A 20,621-nucleotide genomic window follows, 5' to 3' on the forward strand; every position below is an offset into this window, starting at 1 on the left:
CCGGGGTGAGCGCTCGCTCACCTGTGAACATCTCACCTTGAACTGTGGAGCGGCTGCGTGTCGTGGTCACGAGCATGTCGACCTTGGTGGATTTCGGCGAGCTATCTGCGACCGGGATAAGCACGTTCTTGAGATGGCCACCGCACCCGGCCGAAGTAAAAAGCAGGATGACGACAGTGATCCCCCTCAGGCATCGCGGGACGAGCGGATGAGCGCGGCCATCAAGGTGGTTTGCTGTGGTCACTACCGTTCCTCGTTGTCCCGTGGCGCTGGTGCACATTTCGGCCACGCACGTCTCAGCGCGGGCGGCGGGTCTGAGGAAAATCTATGCGAAGACGTAATCGCTTACCCGTATCATCGGGTATGTTACGGTCGGGGAAGTGGCATCAGCGCGGCGGTCGCTCCGAGGTGGCGGTCAACGCCAATTCATCTGGCACTGTCATTCCCGCCTTGCGAAGACCTTCAATTAAGCGGTTACGATCGGCGGGCTGTATATTGCGCATCTTCAGTTCCGCCACGACGTTCGGCAGGAATTCACGATGCATCTTGATGAAGGCCTGTCCTTCACGATGAGCATCGTCCATCATGCCTGACTCGGCATAGATGATGGCGGCGACAGCATGGAAAAGCGGGAATTTCTGCAAGTCCGCCCGTCTGATTTCCAGCACCGCGGTCGCATTGTCGCGAAGCATGAAGGCTGCGAGGGCTCGGCTGCCGTGGTAGAAACCGCTGCCACCCGGATTGAGGGCGATGGCCTGATCCAGAAGTGCCGCCCCACGCTGCCATTGGCCACCGAGCGCAAGCCGCGTTCCGAACTCGCCCATCAACTCGGTATCGTTCGGGTTGGTGGCAAGCGCCTGTTCTCCCACACGGAGTGATTCAGCAAGTTCTCTGTTGAAGAAGAGCGCCGTCATCAGTGCTTGCAGTGCCCGCGTATTGCTTGGATCAAGCTGCACTGCGCGCCTGGCAGCCTGCAGCGCGCGCTGGATGGGCGTAGCCGGGCTCTGTCTCAGATTGAAATTGTATCGGCTCTCGTCAAGGTAGATGATCGACAGCATCGCCCAAGCAGTCGCGTAGGTCGGGTAACGCGCAACGGCACTCTCAAGACAATCCCGGACGCCTGCATGAGCCTCGGGACTCAGCTCCGAGCGATAGGCATAGAAGCGCAGAGTGCATTTATACGCGCCCATGTCATTCGGATGTGGACTGGCAGCGTCGACCTGCGCCATGATTCCGTAGGGCTGAGCGATCGCGGTGGCGACCTTTTTTGCGACGTCCGACTGGATTGCGAACAGATCGCTCGACCCAAGATCGTTGTCGTAGTCTTCCGACCACAGGATCTCGCCGTCAGACGTATCAAGTAGTCTGGCGGTCACTCGCAGCCGCTTGCCCGAAGTGCGGACGCCGCCAGCAAGCAGGTACCGTGCGCCAAGCCCATTCCTGATTTCTGCCGCTCCTACGTCGGTAGCTAAGGACTTGGATGTCTCACGGCCGAAGACCTTGATTTCCTTGAAGCGAGGCAGGACGGTCAGCAGTTCTTCGGTTAGCCCTGCCGTGTAGAGCTGTGCCTCCGGACCTTCGCCAAGGTTAGCGAAGGGTGCCACAACAAGGGCGGGGCGGTCTGGGAGCAGGCTTCCCCCAGTTCGTTGCGATGTCGGTGAGGGAGGCCGTCCGGCAATCAAAAAAGCCGATATCACTATCGCCGAGACTGCAATGATGGTCACTATCATCGCCGGTTTTGCCCGCCACAACGGCTTGGGCGGAACGGGATGAGGTCCTGAAAATGCGCTGGGTTCTGTTTCGGTCGCTTCGAGATGAGCCAGGTTGTTCCAGGTGAAGGTTGGAACATACCCGCCCTTCGGGATGTCTATCCTGACCGGATCACCCTGCCCGGCGACGAGATAGTAGCGTTCGAGCGCGCGCCGCAGCCGTCCGGCTTCGATCCTGACGACGGGATCGTCCTGGGTGAAGTCCGTGTCCCGGCCGAACACTTCGATCGCGATCGAATAGCCTTTGATCCGGTTGCCGCGCCCCTCGACGGTTTCCTTAACAACATAACGGAGAAACGTTGCGGCTCTACCCACACCAGGAAACTCGGAGCTCGAGACAATGCGTTCGAGCTGAGCGCAGACATCCCCCGATTCCGGCGGATGTCGAGCTGAAATGGACACGACAGACCCCTCCCTAGTATCGTCGTCCGCATGGCTGTCCCCCGGTCCCCGTGGAGTCACATCCCTGCCAAGCCGTATATTACTGTAACATACTCCACTAATTAATCGCGGTCCACGAAGATTGAGGTCCAGCACACGTTGTAGCGGCGCCGTTTCAAGTGCCGTGAAATGGGGTGAACCATGGATGAAGGCGTGGCCGCAGTCAGGCGGCAGTTTCCAGCCAAAGCCCGAGCGATCGACGATCTCGCCACCCGCGATGACGAGTTCCGTGAGATATGCAGGGACTTCGCCGAGGCCCAATCCGAGTTGGCGAAGTGGGAAGGTTCGACGGGGCCGAAGCGTGAAGAGCGTCGTCGCGAATACGGCGAACTGGTCGCCGGTCTATTGAACGAAATCGAAGCCGCTCTCGAACAGGCGGCGGCGCTTCCTCGCAATCCTCACCGTCCACCGCCTCTCCGATAAAGTCGGCGGCTACCTGTATGTTACGGTTGCGTACTTGCGCTCGTGCTCTTCACGATCACCATCGCCGGCGAAAGTGCCGTTGACGAGATGAAGCACGTTTGAAGGATGACAATGTGGCTTCCGAGACCTTAAACGAGCCTGCGATTTCCCCGGCGGCGCGGAACCCTTTGCGCAGGATTGCGCTCATCGTCGTTCTTTTGGCGCTGGTCCTCTTTATACTCTCCATCTTCATGGAGCGGCGTACGCCGTCGACATCGCAGGCCCAGGTTCAGGCCTATATCGTCGGCATCGCGCCCGAAGTGACAGGCCGGGTCGTGGAGGTGGGTGTTGCCGATAACTCGCGCGTTGACGCAGATCAGGTTCTCTTCCGTATCGATCCTGAGCGTTATGAACTCGCAGTCGCCGAAGCCGAGGCAAGCCTTGCCAGTGTGGGCCAGTCGATCGGCGCGTCGACGGCGACGGTCGACGCCGCCCAAGCCAAGCTCGTGCAGATCCAGGCCGACCGGGATAATCTCCGCGACCAGTATGCGCGCGCCTCCGAACTGGTGAAGCGTGGCGTCTTTTCCAAGGCTCGGTTCGATACGGCTAAATCCGCCTATGACCAGGCGGAAGCTTCCGTTTCGGGGGCTCAGGCGGACCTTGCTAAGGCGAAAGAGCAGCTCGGGCCGTCCGGAAATGACAATCCGCAGCTCCGGGCGGCTCTTGCCGGGCTGGAGAAAGCTCGGCTCGATCTCGTGCGAACGACCGTCCGGGCGCCTTCGTCCGGAGTTGTCACCAATCTTCAGCTCACCATCGGTAAGGTCGTGTCGGCCGGCCAGCCTGCCATGACTTTCATCGATGTCGGCACCATCTGGATCAACGCGGCGTTCAAGGAGAACAGCCTGGAGAAGGTCGCCGTCGGTAACAAAGCCGACATCCTCTTTGATGCGCTCCCCGGAAAACTCTTTCCAGCCAAAGTCGAAAGCGTAGGGTTCGGCGTCTCCCAGGGTAGCACGGACCCGAGCACCGGATTGCCGACGATCAGAAACGACAGTGGTTGGGTCAAGGAAGCGCAGCGGTTCCCCGTCCGTCTCATCATGGAGGAGGCGGACCGCCCCAAGGGTGGAGTGCGCTATGGCTCGCAGGCCACGGTCGTCATCTACACGGGTGACAATCCGGTCACCAATGCGTGGGGATCGCTTTGGATACGCATCATGTCGGTGCTGACCTATGTCAATTGATAGGAACCCCGCAATCGAGCAACAGAAACGCAAGGGGCTGCGTGTCGCACTTGCAGTCTCCGTCGGCTTTACGCTCGCGGTTTATGCGGGGGCCGTCGTGCCCTTCCTGGGCCCGCTCTTTGCAGCCCAATTCCTATTGGGGAGTTCGCGACCCATGCCGTTTGGAAAGACCGTCGGCGCGGCGATCGTGATCCTGATCACCGGGATCGCGATGATGGTGTTGACCAGCCTCCTCGGCGACCGGCCTGTGCCGTTCCTCATGATTTTGGGACTGACCTATTTTGCGTGCTTCGTCGCGCAGTCGGCCGGGAAGGGAGGGCCAGCCGTCTTTCTCGTACTCGTCGTCACAATCATCGTGCCGCTGCTCGGCATTCTAAACAAGGAGCTAGCCAATTCCATCCTGTCCATCTTGGTCAGCGGAGTGTTGTCCGGCACGGTTCTGATGTGGCTAGCCTATGCGGTCTTTCCCGAACCGTTCTCCCTGAATGCCGAAGCCATCTCGTCCAATGAGCGGCCCCCGGCCTTACTTCGTGCGCTGGCCAATACCGGGATTCTTCTTGCATCTATCGTGATCTGCCTGACGAGCGAAAATTTGACCGCTGCCGCTGTTATTCCCATCACCGTGGCCTCGCTCCTCGGGCAGCTCGACGCGGTGGCGAGCGCGCGGGCGGCAATCGGGCTTGTGCTCGTCAATCTCTTCGGCGGAGTACTTGCATCCGTCGCTTATGCAGCCTTGACCCTGCGGCCCAGTCTTCTCTCGATCTTTATCATCGTCCTCGTGATCGCCCTTGTCCTGGGAGGGCGCGCAGCCGCTCGATCGACAGACGCCCCGGTATTTGCCGGCGCTCTGACAATTTTCCTCATTCTGTTCGGCCTTGGGGTGTCGCCTTTGCCGGGAAGCGCCGCCGAGTCCTTTGCCACCCGCATCGTCTATGTCGGGGCCGCTTTGATCTACACCCTACTGCTATCCACACTTCTCTGGCCGCGGATCACGAGCACGAAAAGGCTATCCGCATGACAAACCGATCGCTTACTCATGGCGCTTTGCTCAATAAGCATAACACCTAGCAAATGTTCTTCCTACGAATGGTACTCGCGAATTTTTTGGCTTAGCTTGTCGGACTCCGCTCATCCGGTTCGTCATTCATAGAGGATCATTCATTGGGAGCGAAATCCATGGACGAATTACCGGTGATCAAAATCCGCCGCAAGGGCAATGCTCTCACGCAGCGCATGCTGATTCCAAGTGAGACCATGGTTGCTCGCCAACTCCGTGCCGCACCGCCTGGTCGTTTGTCCGATCTTGCGGCACTTCGGCGGAGGCTCGCCGCCAAATGCGGTGCAGATGCTTGTTGTCCAGTCACCGTGCAACGACATTTGGTACACATCAGTCGCAACGGCAATGCACCCTTTTGGCGGGTTGTAGATCCGGATCGGCCATTCGCCCGACGCCTTGCCGGCGGGCCGGAATACATCCGGGAAAAAATGGCGGCGGAACGCGTTGAGAGCACCTAGGCGCGCGAAATCGAGATTCTGGCCTCGCTGAAATGCAAGCGCGAGTCCGCAGTTCGATTTCCTTCAAGGCGGCCGTTCCTCATTCTGACCATTGGCGGTCTACGCGAACGGCCTCCTGAATGCCGCTATCCCCGTCACGCCCCGCGCCAGGGGCCAGTCGACTGGCGCGCGATGAGAGCCGCCTGCAGAATGGTCTCCTTCGGAACCGCGTCGCCGTTGATCGCCTGCCTGAGATACTCGACGCCCAGTGCGCCCATCTCGGTCGCCGGCATGCTCATCGATGTGAGGGAGGGTCTCAGAAAGCCGCTGGTGATGTAGTTGTCAAAGCCCATCACCGCCTTGTCCTCCGGGACGAGGATGCGGGCGTCTGCCAGCGCGGCGAGCGCGCCCAACGCGTGCCGGTCGGTGGAAGCGAGAATCGCCGTGGCATCGAATCCATTCCGGCAAGCGTCCGCAATGCGGCGGTACGAGTCCGTCTCACCGCGAACCCCGTCAAACAGTTCAACAGAGAAAGGCTCGCCGGCGGATTCCAGGAAGCCCATCATGCCGACGCGGCGGTCCCGGAAATCATACCAGGCGTCGTCTGGCGTGAGGTACGCGAACCGGCGGTGCCCCAGCGACCAGAGGTGACGCGCGGCGGTGTGGCCGGCCGCCACGTTGTCCGTCCGGATGATCGGATGGCCGGCGTCCGGCTGCCGTCCGATTAGCACCGCAGGCACAGGCATTTCCTCCGGCCCCCGGCCAAGCCGCTGATCGTGGGCCGCCGCGCAGATAAGGATGCCGTCCACGCGCCGCTCGAGGAACGCGGCGACGAGGGCCTCGCGGCGGCCCTCGTCGCCATTGGTCAATCCCAGCAGCATGGTGAGGCCATGCGCGCGGGCGGCAGCTTCGATCCCCGACATCATGGCGGCGTAGTAGGCGTTGGTCCAGGGCATGACGACGCCGACGCTGTCCGATCGGGACCGGGCTAGACCTCGCGCCATCGCATTGGGGACGAAGCCGAGGGTGGCCGCGGCATCGAGCACCCGCTGGCGCGTGTCCGCGGCCACCGGGTATTCGGCTTTGGACAGAACGCGCGACGCAGTCGCCACGGAGACCCCCGCCGTGCGGGCTACGTCGCGGATACTGATCTCTTTGGTGCTGCGTGGCGGCATGATTCGTGAGTAAACTATCGTAACGCCGTTGACGAGGGCGAGGCGGCGGGATATTCGAAGCATAGTAACCGGTTACTATGCGCCATGCGCCGAGGATTCAGGTGCACTCGCATCCAGCCTAAGGAGACGCCGATGCGTAAAGCCCCATTCCAGCCCGAGGGACCGAGCACCTCGCCGCGCGGCCGGACACGAGCCGTGCGATCCCGAACGCCCCGCAGCCCACTCGACCACAGCCAAGATTGGGTGGAAGCAAGCACTTAATCGCGGTTGCCAATCCAGCCGTCGCCTTCGAAGTGTGATAACGCGCCGACAACCCGTCTTCACCGCCCAGGAGAGTAGTATCGTGGATGCCAGTGCAATCGCCCGGTCGGGGCACACTCACGCGCTCAGCCGCGTCCTTGCTTCGCCGCTGTACCGCGGCGCCACCATCGCCATGTTCTTGTCGGGAGTGGGGACCTCGGCGGCCGCGCCGCAGATCGTTTTGTTCCTTGTGCGGGAGCTGGGCGCGCCGCTGCCGCTCGCAGGCCTCTTTTACCTGACGAGCTTGGCGGCTCCCGTGGCAGGGTATCTCGTCGGCAGCTTCTCTGACCGCAGTGGCATCCGTCTCGGCTTGTTCCGCCTCTGCGCAGTCGCCGGATTTCTCGGCTGGGCCGGCATCGCCCTTTCAACCCGGGTCTGGATGCCGTTCGCAGTCAGCGCGATGGTGCTGGCTTTCTCCGGAGCCGCGGCCTCGCAGATTTTCGCAGCGGTTCACGACGACCTCAGCAGGGCGCCCGCACGAACGAACGAGAGCGTCGTCGCCATCGTCCGAATGGCACTGACTGCGGGGTGGGTGGTAGGCCCCGTGGCTGGGGCCTGGCTGGCGGCGGGGGTGGGCCTCCGCACCATGTTTTGGGGGACTGCGCTCTGCTTCCTCCTGCAAATCGTGCCCCTGGGGACGTTGAGCGTGGCTGCGCCGATAACAAAGACCGACGCCGAAGAACCAAACGGCAAAGCCAATCCCACGCGTTTGCGGGCGATGCTCCCGCTTCTGGCGTTTACGGGCCTGTTCATTCTCGTCTACGCGGGCGAATCGGTAAAGTACGGCTTTCTCCCGCTCTACATGGATGAGTACCTCAGGCTCGATGCCACGGTCCGCGGGGCCGTCATCGGCATCCAACCGCTCGTGGAGTTGATGATCATGCCGTTCAGCGTCATTCTCGGTCGGAGAATCGGGATGCTGCGGCTCATGTGCGTCGCGGCGGGGCTCGGCGTCGCTGCCAACGTATGCTTCGCGGCCTGGCCGAGCGCTGCCGGCATGTTCGCCGGCCAGATATTGATGGGCGGGGTATGGGGCGTGTTCGCCGCCCTCGGCATCATCGTCGCGCAGCGGCTCCTGCCCACCGCCGTGGCGACAGCCTCTGCCGTATTCATGAGTTCGTCAGCAGTCAGCTCCGCACTCGGCGGCGTGACGGGCGGGTTGGGTGTTGCCGTGGCCGGCCTGCCGCACGTCTTCTGGTTCCCGGCGGTGTTCTCGGCGCTGGCGGTGCTGGGTCTTGCTGCTATGGCGCGGTCTGGCCGCGTCCTGTCGTAGGCTGAAATTCGTCGCCACGTCGTAAATCCCGCACCCCGTCCGCCTGAACTACCGATTCCGGCGACAGCTAACCACGCCCCTCAGTTATGAAGCCGCCTGTTTAGACCGGCCGGCTCCCCGCGTAGTTCGTTGAGTTTCACAACACCAGCCTTCTTCGGACGGAGGCTCCGAAATCTCAGCCCCTCCTTGTCTCAGCGAGTAATCGATTGCGCGAACATATGAACGCCTCAGCGTTGTGATCGCAACGCGGCCGATCAGAACCAATCGGTTAAGGCGATGCTACCCGCCAGATTGCTGCGCGAATCTCCGCTTCCAGATGGCGTGTCGACATCAAAATAGCGCTTTACAACTATATAACATAGTTGCTACGTTACTATCAATGCACGGGGAGCGAGGCCGCTGACTGGTTGTTTGGGCTGCCCTTGAGGAAGAAAGCTGCGAAAATGTCTGGGACTTATGCTACTTTTTCCGATGATAGTTTTGCCGGCCGAACCGTCCTTATCACGGGCGCAGCGAGCGGAATGGGTCTTGAAACTGCAAGGGCCTTCGCCAGCAAGGGCGCGGAAGTTGTCATGGCCGATCGTGATGAGGCGAGGCTGAAGCGCTACGGTGCGGAGTTGCGCAATGACGGCGCGGCAATCCACACGGTTACGGTGGATGTCAGCGACCAGGAAAGCATCGACAAGGCCTTCGATTATTGTGACGCCAATCTCGCGCGTCTTGATATCGTCGTGACCTGTGCGGCGATCATCACAGCCAAGCGTATATTCGAGCAGGATCGGGCGCATTGGCACCGCGTGCTGGATGTCAATCTGCTTGGCACCTTTTTCACGGTGCAGGCGGCAGTCAAACGCATGCTCGACAACCCTGATGGCGGCAATATTGTCTGTACCGCTTCCGATGCTGGTGTGCACGGCGGCGGCGGGCTGATTGCGGATACGGCCTATGCGGCATCGAAGGCCGGGACCCTGTCGCTGGTCAAGTCGGTGGCGCGGGAGCTTGCGGGCAAGAAGATCCGCATCAACGCGCTGAACCCCGGGCCGACGGATTCCCCGATGCACTCCCATATCGATCAGTCGATGAAAGACCGCATCGCCGGCAATCTGCCGATGCGGCGGATGGGGCGGCCGGAGGACATGGCGGCGGCAATCATGTTCCTGTGCTCGGATGCAGCCAGCTTCATCTACGGCGCCGCCCTTGATGTCGATGGCGGATCGATGTTCCGCTAGATCAGGGAGGGGATATGGGTATGCAGCAGACAGTGCGCCGTTATGCCTATTCGGCGGATATTCCCGAACTCGACGATGTCGATGTGCTCGTCATCGGGGGCGGACCATCGGGATTGTCGGCCGCGGTCGCTGCGGCACGTCTTGGCGTGCGGGTGCGCCTTGTGGAACGCTACGGCTTCCTCGGTGGCAACCTCACGGCGGGCCTCGTCGGCCCCTGCATGACATCCTATTCGCTCGATGGCAGCGAGCAGCTGATCCGCGGCATCTACGAAGAATTCGTTCAGCGGATGATGGCCCTGGGTGGCGCGCTGCATCCGAGTACGATCTCGGCGGGCTCGGCCTATTGCGGCTTTATCGTCTACGGCCACGATAAGGTGACCCCTTTCGAGCCTGAGGTGGCGAAGGTCGTAGCCCAGCGCATGTGTGTCGAGGCGGGGGTAGAATTGTTGCTGCATACCATGGTTGTCGATGCAATCGTCGATGATCGTGATGCGGACAATCCCCGGGTGCTCGGGGTTGTTTGCGCCGGTAAGGGCGGGCTGAGGAGCGTTCGTGCCAAGGTGGTCGTCGATTGCTCGGCCGACGGCGATGTCGCCCATTATGCCGGAGTCCATACCCGCCAGGGGCGGGAAAGCGACGGCCTTTCCCAGCCACAAACGCTGTTTTTCCGCGTGCAGCACGTCGATGACCAGGTGGTGGAGGATTACGGCCGCGCTCATCCGCAGGATTTTCGGCCTTTCGCCTCGATCGTCGCCAAGGCGACGGCAGAGGGTCGTTTTCCCGCGCCTCGCCGCGGCATTGGCCTGTACAAGACCATGGAACCCGGCGTCTGGCGCATCAATACCGGCCGCGTGTTGCGCCGCAATGGGGCTGACGCCCTTGAGCTCTCGCTTGCAGAGGTCGAAGGCCGGGAGCAGACCGTGGCGCTGCTCGATTTCTTCCGTAACAATCTGCCCGGCTTCGAACAGGTGGAACTACGGGACACAGCGACCCAGATCGGCGTGCGGGAAACCCGACGGATCGATGGCGCCTACGAACTGACGCTGCAAGATTTACATTCCGGCCGCGCCTTCGAAGATGTCGTGGCGCTGTGCGGCTATCCGCTCGATATTCACGATCCCACGGGCTCGGGCGGCGGTACCGGCGGGGAAGGGCCTGATGCAGCTAATATCTACCAAATACCATACCGCGTCATGCTGCCGCGCGTTCATGAGGGCCTATTGGTATCGGGCCGCGCAGTCTCGGCGACGCATGAGGCGCTCAGCGCCATTCGGGTCATGCCGCCCTGTTTTGCGCTCGGCCAGGCGGCCGGTGTTGCCGCAGCACTTTCGGTCGGCAACAGGGCCAGTCCCCGGCATATCGACTACGCGGATTTGCGCAGGGAACTTCTGGCCCAGGGCGCCTATCTCGGTTGACGGAAAGAAAAAGCGCGGAAGCCATGCCCGCGTTTTCTCAAGTCAAGCCTTCAGATGAAGGGTCACCAGCACGGTGCATTCGGCGCCATCGGCAAAGCGAGTTGCAACGCGCAGCCAGTTGCCGAAAGAGTTGAGCCGAGCCACGGCAATGTCGTCCTGTTCGGCCGGCATGGCGAACTCCGCCCCTTCCCGAACCCAGTGCATGCCGTCTGGCGAGATTTCCACCCAGCCCCTGGGTACTGTGCCGACGGGGGGCTTCAACGCCCGAATGAAGAAGACGGCTTCATGCGCCCAGCCGGCCTCATAGGGCTCGCTCGCCGCGTCACCGCTCCAGCGCTCATTGCGTGTTATCACCGCCGTGATGTTTTCTGGAAGCATCAAAAATCCCCTGAAATGCAGATGGAATCGACGTAGAGAAAGGCGCGCTTGGCTACATCCGTCTCGGCAAACAGGCAGAAGTTCAGCATGCACCAGAGGTTTTTCATCGCCGGAATCCGGATCGACTCGAAGCCGGAGACATCGAAATTCCGGTCATTGCACTGCAAGCCGGTCGCCTTCATGGAGGCGAGGTCGAAATCGAAGCGCATATAGCTCCAGTTCACCTTCGTCGGGATCTCGTTGTAGCAGAGCCGTTGTCCACCGTCCGGCAGATCTAGCCAGCCTTCGGGCGCCAGGTGATAGTGGCTTACGGTCTTGTCTTCCTTGCCGATGGCCGTGAAGGAGGTGGTCTCACGTTTGTACTGCCATTTCTGGAGGTGCTTGCCGTCGAGTGCATTGAGAAAGCGCAGATGTGGCATGACCCGCTCGCCGTCGCCGTCCCGATCGCCGCATTGCAGGTCGAACAGGAAGCCGATCGAGCGCACATCGGTTTCCGATAGTTTCAGCTCTGTTGCCTCCGGCTTGAATGTGAAGAAAATCTCGAAGCGGATCGGCCCGCGCTTGCGGAAGGTATGGCGCTTGATGGCAACGTTCTGCGCACCGGGTTTCGCCTTTGTCGCGATCTTGAGCGCATAGGACGAATCCATACCGCCATGGGAACCGGCATCCCAATGCCCGAGCGTGGAGAGCATGGCACTCGAGTGCTGTGCATAGCCGGGCAGCATGACGTCGAGCGTGTCCTCGTAATTGCCGACCAATTGTGACCAGCCGCAATGCCCGCGAGAAAAATCATCGAAGGACAGGATGCGCGGCAGAGGATCGAAACGGCTGAGCGCCGGATCCGCGCGGAGCATGGCGAGCCTCATAGCTTCCGTCATATCCGCTATGGGAGAAGGGGCTGATGTCGTCATTAGGGCGTTGACCTCACTGTATGCGGAGCCGGCTGACGGCGTCCCAATCGATTTCGATGCCAAGACCTGGCCGTGTCGGCACGTCGAGCTTGCCATTCTTCTGGCGCAAGCAGCCGGGCGCCAGATCGGCCAGTTCGCGCTTGAAGGGGCTAAGATCGCATTCGCATTCCATCACCCGGAAATTGGGAAGGGCGGCTGCCAGATGCGTGCTGGCCGTCTCGCAGATGATGCCGGACATGCCGATATGCGGGGCGTAACCCACATCGTGCAGGGCGGCATAGTCGGCCATGCGCCGGGTTTCGGATATTCCGCCGGCGCGCGCGACGTCTGGCTGCAGGATTGAGAGGGTGCGGTTGGCGACGAGACGCTGTGCCTGATCGGCGGTGAAATTGCTCTCTCCGGCAGCGAGCGGCACGTCGCAGCGCTTGCGCAGTTCCTCGTAGCCTTGCTCGTTCTCCGGCGCCAGCGGCTCCTCGAACCAGAAATAGCCGTTGGCCGAAAGTGCCCTGCCTACCTCGACCGCTTGGTCGAGATCATACGCCCAGTTGGCGTCGACGCAGAGTTCGATATCATCGCCTGCGCGCTTGCGCAGGCGTTCGATGCGACGGCAGGCTTCCTTGACGGGATTGGCCATCTTTACTTTGATGCGCGGGAATCCCTCGCCGATATAACGCTCCAGTTCCCGATCCGCCTCGGCATCGTCGACCCAATTTACGGCTGCGGCATAGACGTCGATCGTCTCGCGGCCGATGCCGCCGAGCAGCTTGGCGATCGGCATGCCCGCGGCCTTGCCCATGATGTCCCATAGCGCAATGTCGATGCCAGCGATCGCCTCGATCAACATGCCGCCGGCGCGGCCCGACAGCGAGCGCCGCATGGATTGCCAGAGCGCGCCGATGTTGCGTGCATCCTGTCCGATCAACCGTGGTTTTAACGAGGTTTCGATCAACTCCGAATAGGCCCTGGGCGAAAACCGGGCCAGCACCTCGCCAATGCCGACGATCCCGGCATCGGTGCGCACCTCGACGAGAACCATTGAGACCTGGCGATAGGTGCCCCATGACGTGACCGTCGGTTTGGGCAGCGTCTGGCTGAGCGGATGGGCGATGACATCCGAAATGAGGATCGGCTGTCCGGTCGAATGTTGCACGGAATCCATCGGCTCTCTCGTTCCCAATGTTTTGCTCGCTGCTCCGGGGCGTGTCTGTTATTCCTAGCTAGATGTTGGCGACTTGGCAACTGATAAACCTAGTTGCTAAGTTAGAAACTGCGTGTTAGCTTTGTGGATATGAGGACCGAGATGAGCGAAACTCCCGAAAGGAAACCCGTTTTCACCGCCAAGCCGCCCAACCCTTCGCGGTTGGCGGACGGGGTTTCCGATGCGATTGCCGCGGCCCTCTTTGATGGGCGCATCTCGCCCGGCGAACCCTTGCCGCCGGAAGGGGAGATCGCCAGGGAGTTCGGCGTTTCGAAACCGATCGCCCGTGAGGCGCTGCGCCAGCTGACTGCAGCCGGTCTGATCTTCACCCAACAAGGCAAGGTTGCCCGTGCCAAGGCACTGAGCGGCGAATCGATGGACAAAATCTACGGCTACGCGGTGCGCTCCAGTCTCAAGCGGCTGCGCGAAGCCAATGAAATGCGGCGCGTCATCGAGACGGGAATTGCCCGGCTCGCTGCCGAACGTCGCGATCCGGAAGGTCTGGATGTCATGCGGCGGGGCTTGGCGGACATGCGGGCTTCCATGCAGGAGCCCTCCGACTTTACCGCGGCTGACATCCTGTTTCACCTTGGCCTTGCCATAGCAACGGGCAATTACATGATCCGCGTGCACATGGAGAGCATGCGTTCCGTGCAGCGCCAGGTGTCGGAATTGTTTTCACGTCGTGCCAATCGCAGCGACGCTGACTGGCGGGCAACGATTGAACGCCATCAGGCAATCTACGACGCAATTTTAGCCGGGGATGCCGATCTCGCCGAGCAAAAAATCCGGATGCATTTCGAAGCTGCCGACATTGCCTCGCTCGAAGTGGTCGACAAGCTGGGAGAAGCCGAGTGATGAGTGCCGCGCGCTTCTCACTGAAAGGCCGCCGTGCGCTGGTAACCGGTGCCAGTTCCGGCATTGGCCGGGCTGTCGCGCTTGGCCTTGCGGAGCACGGAGCGGAACTGATCCTGCATCATTTCGGTAATGAGAAAGGCGCGAGCGAGGTGGCCCGGGCGACCGGCGGCACAACGCCGGTGCTGGAGGCAGACTTCACCAACGGGCGTGCGACGCAGGCTTTTGCCGATGAAGTGCTGGGAACATACGGCCCGATCGATATCCTCATTGCCAACGCCGCCATCGAACATCGGCGGCCTTGGCAGGAGTTGGATGAGGCCCATGTCAGCGCCCATGTGGCATCGAATTTCTCGGCGCTGCTGACGCTGACGGCAAAGCTCGTTCCTCCGATGGCCGAGCGTGGGTGGGGCAGGGTAGTCGCCACAGGTAGTATCATGGCGGTACGCCCGCGCGCGGAAACGCTTGTTTATGCGTCGCTGAAGGCGGCGCAGTTGACTGCGATCAGGTCGATCGCGCGCGAGACCGGCCATTGCGGCGTCACGCTGAATGTGGTTTCGCCGGGTGCGATCGAGATCGAAGCCAATGCCGCGCGCTACGGCGACACGGCGTTCCGCAAAGCAGTCGCTGCCAAGATCCCTGTAGGTAGGCCGGGCCAGCCGCAGGATTTGGTTGGGGCGTTTGTTTTTCTGTGCAGCGATGCTGCCGGCTACATTACGGGTGCAAATATCCCGGTCGACGGAGGATGGTCGATCGGAGACGCGCCCGGGGGCCTTCCGCACACTGCCGAGTGAGCGTGTCTGCGGCAAGGTATTCAAGATCATGTGGCGGAACCATCCGCCGCAGCTTACCGCCAAACTCCGGACGAATGCCGCTTGCATTCGTTCGGCAAAGGCTGATTGCCCGTGACCAAAAAGGGAGGAAACCATGAAGGCCGCGCTAGCCGGTATCGCAATATCCGCGTTGACATTGTGCATGTCGACATCAGCCGTCTTTGCGACGGATCTCCGCGTGACGGTGTGGACCGGGAGCGAGGCTCATCTGAAGATGCTGAATGGTATCGCGGAGAGCTTCAAGGCCACGCATCCCGACGTGAACGTGAAGTTCGAAACCGTGCCGGTCAACGACTACACGCAGAAGCTGACCTTCCAGATCGCCGGCGGCAATCCTCCCGACATAGCCTGGATGATGGAGGATGCCGCTCCGGCTTTCGAAAACGCCAATCTTCTGATGGATCTCGGCCCGACGCTCAAGGCGACGGAAGGCTATGATTTCGATGATTTCTCGAAGCCGGCCATGGGCCTCTGGCAGAAGGGCGAAACGGTCTACGGCATTCCGTTCTCCACCTCGCCGTTCATGATCTACTACAACAAGGACATGTTCGACAAAGCCGGACTTGAAGACCCGCTGGCGCTTGCCGCCAAGGGCGAATGGAATATGGACAAATTCCAGGAAGTCTCCAAGCAGCTCGCTAAAGCCAATCCCGGCAAATGGGGCTTCGAGTTCAAGGATGGCGAAGGCTATGCCTCTCGCATGACCCATGCCCTTCTGCCGCCAATCCGCGCCTATGGCGGCGACATCTGGTCGAACAAGGAATGCGGCTTCGACAAGCCCGAGGCGATCAAGGCTATCAAGCAACTGCATGATATGGTTTTCAAGGACAAGTCCATCGTTCCGCCGGGCGAACAGGGTGATTACTTCTCCGGCAATTCGGCGATGACGATCAACCAGATTTCCCGTGCCTCGAAGATGGCGGAAACCGGCTTCAAGTGGGGCATTGCCCCGTTGCCCTCCGGCCCGGGCGGTGAGTCACCCGTTATCGGCCAAGCCGGCCTTGTCGTCTTTGCCCAGGGCAAGAACAAGGAGATCGCCGCCGAGTTCGTTGCTCACATGACGAATAAGGAAAACGTCGCCATCATGGCGCAATTCTTCCCGCCGGCCCGCAAGAGCGTTCTTGCATCCGATGTTTTCATCAACGGCAACAAGCTTGTTCCACCCGAGATGATGAAGAATGTCGCGGCCGCGATCGCCAACGGCCGGGTCATCCCGGGTAACGAAAAAGCGCCCCAGCTCCTTGCCGCCATGGCCCCCCGCGTCGATGCCCTGTGGAAGCCGAATGCCGATGTCGATGCCGCCATCAAGGGCATCTGCGCGGCAATCCAGCCGCTGCTTTGAGCAGAGAGAAGATGGCCGATACCGTTCATAACGCTGCTCGAACCGGCCAAAAGACCTGGCTGACGTTGAAGGTGAGAGAGATGATGGAGGCGTGGCTGTTCGTCAGCCCCACCTTCATCGGTTTCCTCATCTTCTTCCTCGGCCCGCTCTGCGCCGTGGCCTATTATTCAATGACAGAGTGGAACCTGCTCAGCCAGCAGGCCACCTTCGTTGGCGTTGCCAATTTTCAAAATGCGCTCTTCGAAAACCCTGACTTTTGGCTTGTGGTACGCAATTCGATCATCTTTGCGATCGGTCTCGTGCCGCTCAACATGGCGCTCGCGCTCGCCTTGGCGCTTGCCCTTTCCCGGCCGTTCTTCGGGGTTGTGTTCTTTCGCACGGTGTTCTTCGCCCCCGTGATCACCTCGGCCATCGCCTGGGCCATCGTCTGGAAATTTCTGCTGCAGGGAGAAGGCGGTTTCATCAACCAGGTCCTGGCGCTGGTCGGGATCACCGGCCCAAACTGGCTGCGTGAACCGAACTGGGCCATGGCGGCGGTCATCGTCACCCGCGTCATCAAGATGGTCGGCCTCAACATGATCCTCTACATTGCGGCACTGCAGGCGATCCCGCGGGACTATGAGGAGGCAGCGCGCCTGGAAGGCGCCTCGCGCCGGCAGATCTTCAGCATGATCACCTGGCCGTTGCTGGCGCCGACCACGCTCGTCATCATGGTCATCACGACGATCGGCTCCTTCAAGGTCTTCGATCACATATACCAGATGACCGGTGGCGGACCGGAAAACGGCACATTGGTGCTTGCCTTCTACATCTACCAGCAGGGGTTCAAATTCTTCAATGTCGGCTATGCCTCGGCGCTCGCCATGATCATGTTCGTGATGATCATGGCGCTGACGCTGGCGCAGGTGATGCTGCGGAGAAAGGGTTCGGAATGACCCAGCGGCAAATCCAGATTCTCTACCGTACGTGCTGGACGATCGCACTCCTGATCGCCGCCATACCTTTTGTTTTTCCATTCATTTGGATGGTGTCGGCCGGCTTCAAGAGCGTCACCGAGATATTCGGTGCACCGACGCTTATTCCGCGCGTCTGGCGCTGGCAGAATTTCGTCGAAGTATTCACGTACCAGCCTTTCGCTCGGCAGTATTTCAATTCGCTTTACATCGCGATCGTGGTGACGGTGCTCACCCTCGTCATATCGTCCTTGGCCGGCTATGCGCTGGCGCGCATGCGGTTCGCCGGTTCCGGGCTGCTGATGCTTTTTCTGATCTCAGCGCTCATGGTCCCGGAAGAGGTAACGATCATTCCGAACTTCTTCCTGATGCGTTGGCTTGGTTTGGTGGATACTCACTGGCCGCTGATCCTGCTGCCCACCTTCGGCCCTCATGGGGTGATGGCGACGTTCCTGATGCGCCAGTATTTTCTGGCCCTGCCCAAGGAACTGGAAGAAGCCGGCAAGATGGACGGCCTCTCACGCTTCGGCGTTTGGTGGAAGATAGCGCTGCCGATGGCGCGTCCGGCCCTGGCCGCGGTTTCCATCATCACTTTTCTGTTCTCGTGGAACCTGTTCCTGGAGCCGCTGATCTTTCTGAGTTCGCTCGACATGTTCACGCTGCCTTTGGCCTTGTCCAACTTCAACGACAGCTACGGCTTACCGCTGTGGAACCTGCAGCTTGCCGCTACCAGCCTTGCCGTGGTGCCGATCCTGATCGTCTATCTGATCGCCCAGCGGCAGATCATCGAAAGTTTCGCGCTATCGGGCGTGAAAGGATGAGGAATTTACATTCATGAGCAATGTATCACTTAAAGGCATCGAAAAACGCTTTGGCGCTGTCGAGGTCATCCGCGGCATCGATCTCACGATCGATCCCGGTGAATTCGTCGTATTCGTCGGCCCCTCGGGTTGCGGCAAGTCCACGTTACTGCGTCTCATTTCCGGATTGGACTATCTTAGCGGTGGTGAACTTGCGATTGGCGGCCGGGTGGTCAATGAAGTGCCGGCTTCGAAGCGCGGCGTAGCCATGGTCTTCCAATCCTATGCCCTCTATCCGCATCTGACCGTCCGGGAGAACATGGGCTTCGGGCTGAAAGTCCGCAAAGTTCCTGCACAGGAACGTCAGAAGCGTGTCGATGAAGCAAGTGCCACACTGAAACTGGAAGCATTGCTCGATCGCTACCCCCGAGAGCTCTCTGGGGGGCAGCGGCAACGCGTTGCGATCGGCCGGGCCATCGTGGGAAATCCCGATGTCTTCCTGTTCGACGAACCGCTGTCCAACCTCGATGCAGAGTTGCGGGTGCATATGCGCACCGAAATCGCCGCGCTCCACAAGCGGCTCTCCACGACGATGATCTACGTGACCCATGACCAGATCGAGGCTATGACGCTTGCCGACAAGATCGTGGTTCTGCGCGATGGCCGTATCGAGCAAGTCGGCTCCCCCCGGGAACTATACGAGCGACCGGCAAATACCTTCGTAGCGCAGTTCATCGGAAGCCCAAAAATGAATCTGCTCCCAGCCGCCATCTCGCCTTTGCTGATAGGTGCAACGGCAACGGATGCAGCTGCCGAGACCATCGGTATAAGGCCGGAGCATCTGACGGCTGTGGAACCTCGAGACGGGACGCTGCGCGGAACCATCGGCCTTTGTGAATATACCGGGGCGGTAACACTGCTTCACGTCAAGCTGCCGGGCGGGCACGATTGCCTCGTTCTGCACGACGGCCGCGATATGAAGGCGGGAATCCAAATAGGACTCGCCGCCGATGTTTCGAACGTGCACTTTTTTGATGGCAAAGGGCAGACAACAAAGCAGAGTGAATGTTGAGCGTCTGACGGAGGCGCTGCGTTCGCTTATCGACGAAACCGTCCTCGCTCTCGCTGAGAAGCGTGGCGAAGTTCACGCCGCCCTATGCGGCGAGTTGTTCGGCATTCTCGACAACATCCCCACACCGATATTGATAGGCTTCGCCCAAGATAGCTTCTCGTTCCCAGCGCCACCACCAGACCATCACCCTCCCGCCGAACGGAAAGGCCGTCGGCCTGCGCGCGAGTGAGCTACGGACGCTTTGTCGACGGAACCCGGCCGCTCCCGCATCCCGGCAACGCAGGCAAAGGTCGCGCGAACGGCCTGATGTGAGCCACGCGGGAATCGGGTGGCCGACGATCGGATTCGGGAGCAAGGATCGGGGTGCGTCCGGCGAATTTCGGCGGCACGGTCGGACAGGAGCAATTCGAGATGACGATCATGACTATATCCGCACGTATGACTCAACCCACCTCGACGCTATCGGTAGCCGAGGATCCTCGCTGGGCGTGCATCGTTGCCCGCGACAAGGCGGCGGACGGTCATCTTTGGTATTCGGTCACGACGACAAGGGTCTATTGCCGCCCATCGTGCCCGTCGCGCATTGCCAATCCCCAGAATGTCGCCTTCCACGACACGCTGGAGAGTGCGCGGGCGACCGGTTTCCGGCCCTGCAAGCGCTGCAATCCGGAGGGTCTCTCACTTGAATGCGAGAATGCGGCCCTTGTCGCCAAGGCATGCCGGATCATCGAGGAAAGCGAGGAGGAGCCCTCGCTGGAAGAGCTGGCAGACGCCGTCGGCCGGAGCTCCAGCTATTTCCATCGTGTGTTCAAGGCCACGACCGGATTGACCCCGAAGAACTATGCCGCCGCCGACCGCTCGAAGAAGGTGCGCAAGGGCCTGGCAACCGGCAACAGCGTCACAGAGGCCATTTATGACGCAGGGTTCAACTCCAGCGGCCGCTTCTACGAAAAATCGACCGGCATGCTCGGGATGACGCCTTCGCAATATCGTGCCGGCGGCGCCAACGAGGAGATCAAGTTCGCGGTCGGACAGACATCGCTCGGCGCGATCCTCGTCGCATCAAGCGCGAAGGGCGTTGCTTCGATCCTGCTCGGAGACGACCCTGACGAGTTGGTCCGCAATCTTCAGGATCGTTTCCCGAGAGCCCGTCTCATCGGCGCCGATCGCGACTATGAGGCCCTGATCGCGGGGGTTGTCGGCTTCGTCGAAGCGCCGGGCATCGGTCTGGGCCTGCCGCTCGATGTCCGCGGCACGGCGTTCCAGCGCCGCGTTTGGCAGGTACTTCAGGAGGTTCCTGTCGGCGAAACGGTGTCCTATGCCGAAATTGCCCGCCGCATCGGATCACCGAAATCGGTGCGGGCAGTCGCAGGCGCCTGTGCGGCGAACAATCTCGCTGTCGCCATTCCCTGCCACCGCGTGGTTCGCAATGACGGTGCGATCTCGGGCTATGCCTGGGGTATCGAGCGCAAGCGTGCCCTGCTCGATCGGGAGGTGTCCCGGTCTGCCTGACAGGCACGCAACGCTTGAAACAAGGAGT

The 20,621-nt window shown here is 60.8% G+C and carries 19 protein-coding genes and 2 pseudogenes; 14 read left to right on the forward strand and 7 right to left on the reverse strand.

All coding sequences use genetic code 11. The annotated features are described in order from the left end of the window. Both JTP94_RS25475 and JTP94_RS25480 read right to left on the reverse strand, forming a co-directional pair. Positions 1-190: pseudogene (locus tag JTP94_RS25475) on the reverse strand (esterase); the annotation flags it as partial. Between the two features lie 196 nt (positions 191-386). After that, complete coding sequence (locus tag JTP94_RS25480) at positions 387-2,171, reverse strand: adenylate cyclase (protein ID WP_271025603.1); 1,785 nt, start codon at positions 2,169-2,171, stop codon at positions 387-389. A 180-nt stretch (positions 2,172-2,351) separates the two neighbouring features. Here JTP94_RS25480 and JTP94_RS35960 point away from each other — a divergent pair, with 180 nt between their 5' ends. The 4 genes from JTP94_RS35960 to JTP94_RS25495 all read left to right on the forward strand — a co-directional run bounded on the left by JTP94_RS35960 (position 2,352) and on the right by JTP94_RS25495 (position 5,368). Next, positions 2,352-2,633: a hypothetical protein gene (locus JTP94_RS35960; protein WP_312038191.1), complete on the forward strand. Its 282-nt coding sequence runs from the start codon at positions 2,352-2,354 to the stop codon at positions 2,631-2,633. 113 nt (positions 2,634-2,746) lie between these two features. After that, entirely contained in the window at positions 2,747-3,853 is a 1,107-nt protein-coding gene (locus JTP94_RS25485; protein ID WP_204853216.1) for an HlyD family secretion protein, read from the forward strand. Continuing rightward, a complete protein-coding gene (locus JTP94_RS25490; RefSeq protein WP_204853217.1) occupies positions 3,843-4,871 on the forward strand; it encodes a DUF2955 domain-containing protein in 1,029 nt (342 codons plus the stop codon). Before JTP94_RS25485 ends, JTP94_RS25490 begins: the two co-directional genes overlap by 11 nt. Before the next feature lie 158 nt (positions 4,872-5,029). Continuing rightward, entirely contained in the window at positions 5,030-5,368 is a 339-nt protein-coding gene (locus JTP94_RS25495) for a hypothetical protein (RefSeq protein ID WP_204853218.1), read from the forward strand. A 134-nt stretch (positions 5,369-5,502) separates the two neighbouring features. On the opposite strand, the gene JTP94_RS25500 is transcribed toward JTP94_RS25495, so the two are convergent. After that, the gene (locus tag JTP94_RS25500) at positions 5,503-6,585 is read right to left on the reverse strand and encodes a LacI family DNA-binding transcriptional regulator (RefSeq protein ID WP_312038192.1); all 1,083 of its coding nucleotides are present in this window, start codon (positions 6,583-6,585) and stop codon (positions 5,503-5,505) included. Positions 6,586-6,865: 280 nt separating this feature from the next. Between JTP94_RS25500 and JTP94_RS25505 the strand changes: the two genes are divergently transcribed. The 3 genes from JTP94_RS25505 to JTP94_RS25515 all read left to right on the forward strand — a co-directional run bounded on the left by JTP94_RS25505 (position 6,866) and on the right by JTP94_RS25515 (position 10,739). Further along, positions 6,866-8,095 carry an MFS transporter gene (locus tag JTP94_RS25505; RefSeq protein WP_271025333.1) on the forward strand — a complete coding sequence of 410 codons (1,230 nt, stop codon included), beginning with the start codon at positions 6,866-6,868 and terminating at the stop codon, positions 8,093-8,095. 443 nt (positions 8,096-8,538) lie between these two features. Further along, entirely contained in the window at positions 8,539-9,324 is a 786-nt protein-coding gene (locus JTP94_RS25510) for an SDR family NAD(P)-dependent oxidoreductase (protein ID WP_204853220.1), read from the forward strand. A gap of 20 nt (positions 9,325-9,344) precedes the next feature. Further along, positions 9,345-10,739: an FAD-dependent oxidoreductase gene (locus tag JTP94_RS25515; protein WP_204853221.1), complete on the forward strand. Its 1,395-nt coding sequence runs from the start codon at positions 9,345-9,347 to the stop codon at positions 10,737-10,739. Positions 10,740-10,781: 42 nt separating this feature from the next. Here JTP94_RS25515 and JTP94_RS25520 read toward each other — a convergent pair whose 3' ends face one another. From JTP94_RS25520 to JTP94_RS25530, 3 genes are read right to left on the reverse strand one after another with little or no spacing between them, the layout of a single operon-like run. Beyond that, the gene (locus tag JTP94_RS25520; protein ID WP_204853222.1) at positions 10,782-11,117 is read right to left on the reverse strand and encodes a hypothetical protein; all 336 of its coding nucleotides are present in this window, start codon (positions 11,115-11,117) and stop codon (positions 10,782-10,784) included. Continuing rightward, positions 11,117-11,983 carry a DUF6772 family protein gene (locus tag JTP94_RS25525; protein ID WP_034502930.1) on the reverse strand — a complete coding sequence of 289 codons (867 nt, stop codon included), beginning with the start codon at positions 11,981-11,983 and terminating at the stop codon, positions 11,117-11,119. Before JTP94_RS25525 ends, JTP94_RS25520 begins: the two co-directional genes overlap by 1 nt. 58 nt (positions 11,984-12,041) lie before the next feature. Beyond that, entirely contained in the window at positions 12,042-13,187 is a 1,146-nt protein-coding gene (locus JTP94_RS25530) for a mandelate racemase/muconate lactonizing enzyme family protein (RefSeq protein ID WP_204853223.1), read from the reverse strand. Between the two features lie 141 nt (positions 13,188-13,328). On the opposite strand from JTP94_RS25530, the gene JTP94_RS25535 reads away from it, so the two are divergent. From JTP94_RS25535 to JTP94_RS25560, 6 genes are all read left to right on the forward strand, one after another. Further along, on the forward strand, positions 13,329-14,084 hold the full coding sequence (locus JTP94_RS25535; protein ID WP_204853224.1) for a FadR/GntR family transcriptional regulator: 756 nt from the start codon (positions 13,329-13,331) through the stop codon (positions 14,082-14,084). Continuing rightward, positions 14,084-14,875 (forward strand): SDR family NAD(P)-dependent oxidoreductase, encoded by a 792-nt coding sequence (locus JTP94_RS25540; protein ID WP_204853225.1) that lies wholly within the window; start codon positions 14,084-14,086, stop codon positions 14,873-14,875. The genes JTP94_RS25535 and JTP94_RS25540 overlap by 1 nt, the downstream gene beginning before the upstream one ends. Positions 14,876-15,008: 133 nt before the next feature. Continuing rightward, positions 15,009-16,256, forward strand: a complete 1,248-nt coding sequence (locus JTP94_RS25545; protein WP_204853226.1) for a sugar ABC transporter substrate-binding protein — start codon at positions 15,009-15,011, stop codon at positions 16,254-16,256. An 11-nt stretch (positions 16,257-16,267) separates the two neighbouring features. Next, positions 16,268-17,191 carry a carbohydrate ABC transporter permease gene (locus JTP94_RS25550; RefSeq protein WP_204853227.1) on the forward strand — a complete coding sequence of 308 codons (924 nt, stop codon included), beginning with the start codon at positions 16,268-16,270 and terminating at the stop codon, positions 17,189-17,191. Next, entirely contained in the window at positions 17,188-18,030 is an 843-nt protein-coding gene (locus JTP94_RS25555) for a carbohydrate ABC transporter permease (RefSeq protein WP_204853228.1), read from the forward strand. Before JTP94_RS25550 ends, JTP94_RS25555 begins: the two co-directional genes overlap by 4 nt. A 13-nt stretch (positions 18,031-18,043) precedes the next feature. Beyond that, positions 18,044-19,081: an ABC transporter ATP-binding protein gene (locus JTP94_RS25560; RefSeq protein WP_204853229.1), complete on the forward strand. Its 1,038-nt coding sequence runs from the start codon at positions 18,044-18,046 to the stop codon at positions 19,079-19,081. A gap of 82 nt (positions 19,082-19,163) precedes the next feature. On the opposite strand, the pseudogene JTP94_RS36080 reads toward JTP94_RS25560, so the two are convergent. Beyond that, positions 19,164-19,299: pseudogene (locus JTP94_RS36080) on the reverse strand (ABC transporter ATP-binding protein); the annotation flags it as partial. Positions 19,300-19,501: 202 nt separating this feature from the next. Between JTP94_RS36080 and ada the strand changes: the two are divergent. Beyond that, positions 19,502-20,593: a bifunctional DNA-binding transcriptional regulator/O6-methylguanine-DNA methyltransferase Ada gene (gene ada, locus JTP94_RS25565; protein WP_409456633.1), complete on the forward strand. Its 1,092-nt coding sequence runs from the start codon at positions 19,502-19,504 to the stop codon at positions 20,591-20,593. Positions 20,594-20,621 lie beyond the last annotated feature (28 nt).

Origin of the sequence: Martinezella lusitana (assembly GCF_016901135.1) — a bacterium.
GTDB classification, from domain to species: domain Bacteria; phylum Pseudomonadota; class Alphaproteobacteria; order Rhizobiales; family Rhizobiaceae; genus Rhizobium; species Rhizobium lusitanum_D.

Bases quoted from the DNA above. Each gene is read 5' to 3' on its own strand.
- JTP94_RS25560 (WP_204853229.1), top strand. From the start codon at position 18,044: ATGAGCAATGTATCACTTAAAGGCATCGAAAAACGCTTTGGCGCTGTC.
- JTP94_RS25515 (WP_204853221.1), top strand. From the start codon at position 9,345: ATGCAGCAGACAGTGCGCCGTTATGCCTATTCGGCGGATATTCCCGAA.
- JTP94_RS25550 (WP_204853227.1), top strand. From the start codon at position 16,268: ATGGCCGATACCGTTCATAACGCTGCTCGAACCGGCCAAAAGACCTGG.
- JTP94_RS25545 (WP_204853226.1), top strand. From the start codon at position 15,009: ATGAAGGCCGCGCTAGCCGGTATCGCAATATCCGCGTTGACATTGTGC.
- JTP94_RS25520 (WP_204853222.1), bottom strand. From the start codon at position 11,117: ATGCTTCCAGAAAACATCACGGCGGTGATAACACGCAATGAGCGCTGG.
- JTP94_RS25530 (WP_204853223.1), bottom strand. From the start codon at position 13,187: ATGGATTCCGTGCAACATTCGACCGGACAGCCGATCCTCATTTCGGAT.
- JTP94_RS25555 (WP_204853228.1), top strand. From the start codon at position 17,188: ATGACCCAGCGGCAAATCCAGATTCTCTACCGTACGTGCTGGACGATC.
- JTP94_RS35960 (WP_312038191.1), top strand. From the start codon at position 2,352: ATGGATGAAGGCGTGGCCGCAGTCAGGCGGCAGTTTCCAGCCAAAGCC.
- JTP94_RS25490 (WP_204853217.1), top strand. From the start codon at position 3,843: ATGTCAATTGATAGGAACCCCGCAATCGAGCAACAGAAACGCAAGGGG.
- ada (WP_409456633.1), top strand. From the start codon at position 19,502: ATGACTATATCCGCACGTATGACTCAACCCACCTCGACGCTATCGGTA.
- JTP94_RS25525 (WP_034502930.1), bottom strand. From the start codon at position 11,983: ATGAGGCTCGCCATGCTCCGCGCGGATCCGGCGCTCAGCCGTTTCGAT.
- JTP94_RS25535 (WP_204853224.1), top strand. From the start codon at position 13,329: ATGAGCGAAACTCCCGAAAGGAAACCCGTTTTCACCGCCAAGCCGCCC.
- JTP94_RS25540 (WP_204853225.1), top strand. From the start codon at position 14,084: ATGAGTGCCGCGCGCTTCTCACTGAAAGGCCGCCGTGCGCTGGTAACC.
- JTP94_RS25495 (WP_204853218.1), top strand. From the start codon at position 5,030: ATGGACGAATTACCGGTGATCAAAATCCGCCGCAAGGGCAATGCTCTC.
- JTP94_RS25500 (WP_312038192.1), bottom strand. From the start codon at position 6,585: ATGCTTCGAATATCCCGCCGCCTCGCCCTCGTCAACGGCGTTACGATA.
- JTP94_RS25510 (WP_204853220.1), top strand. From the start codon at position 8,539: ATGTCTGGGACTTATGCTACTTTTTCCGATGATAGTTTTGCCGGCCGA.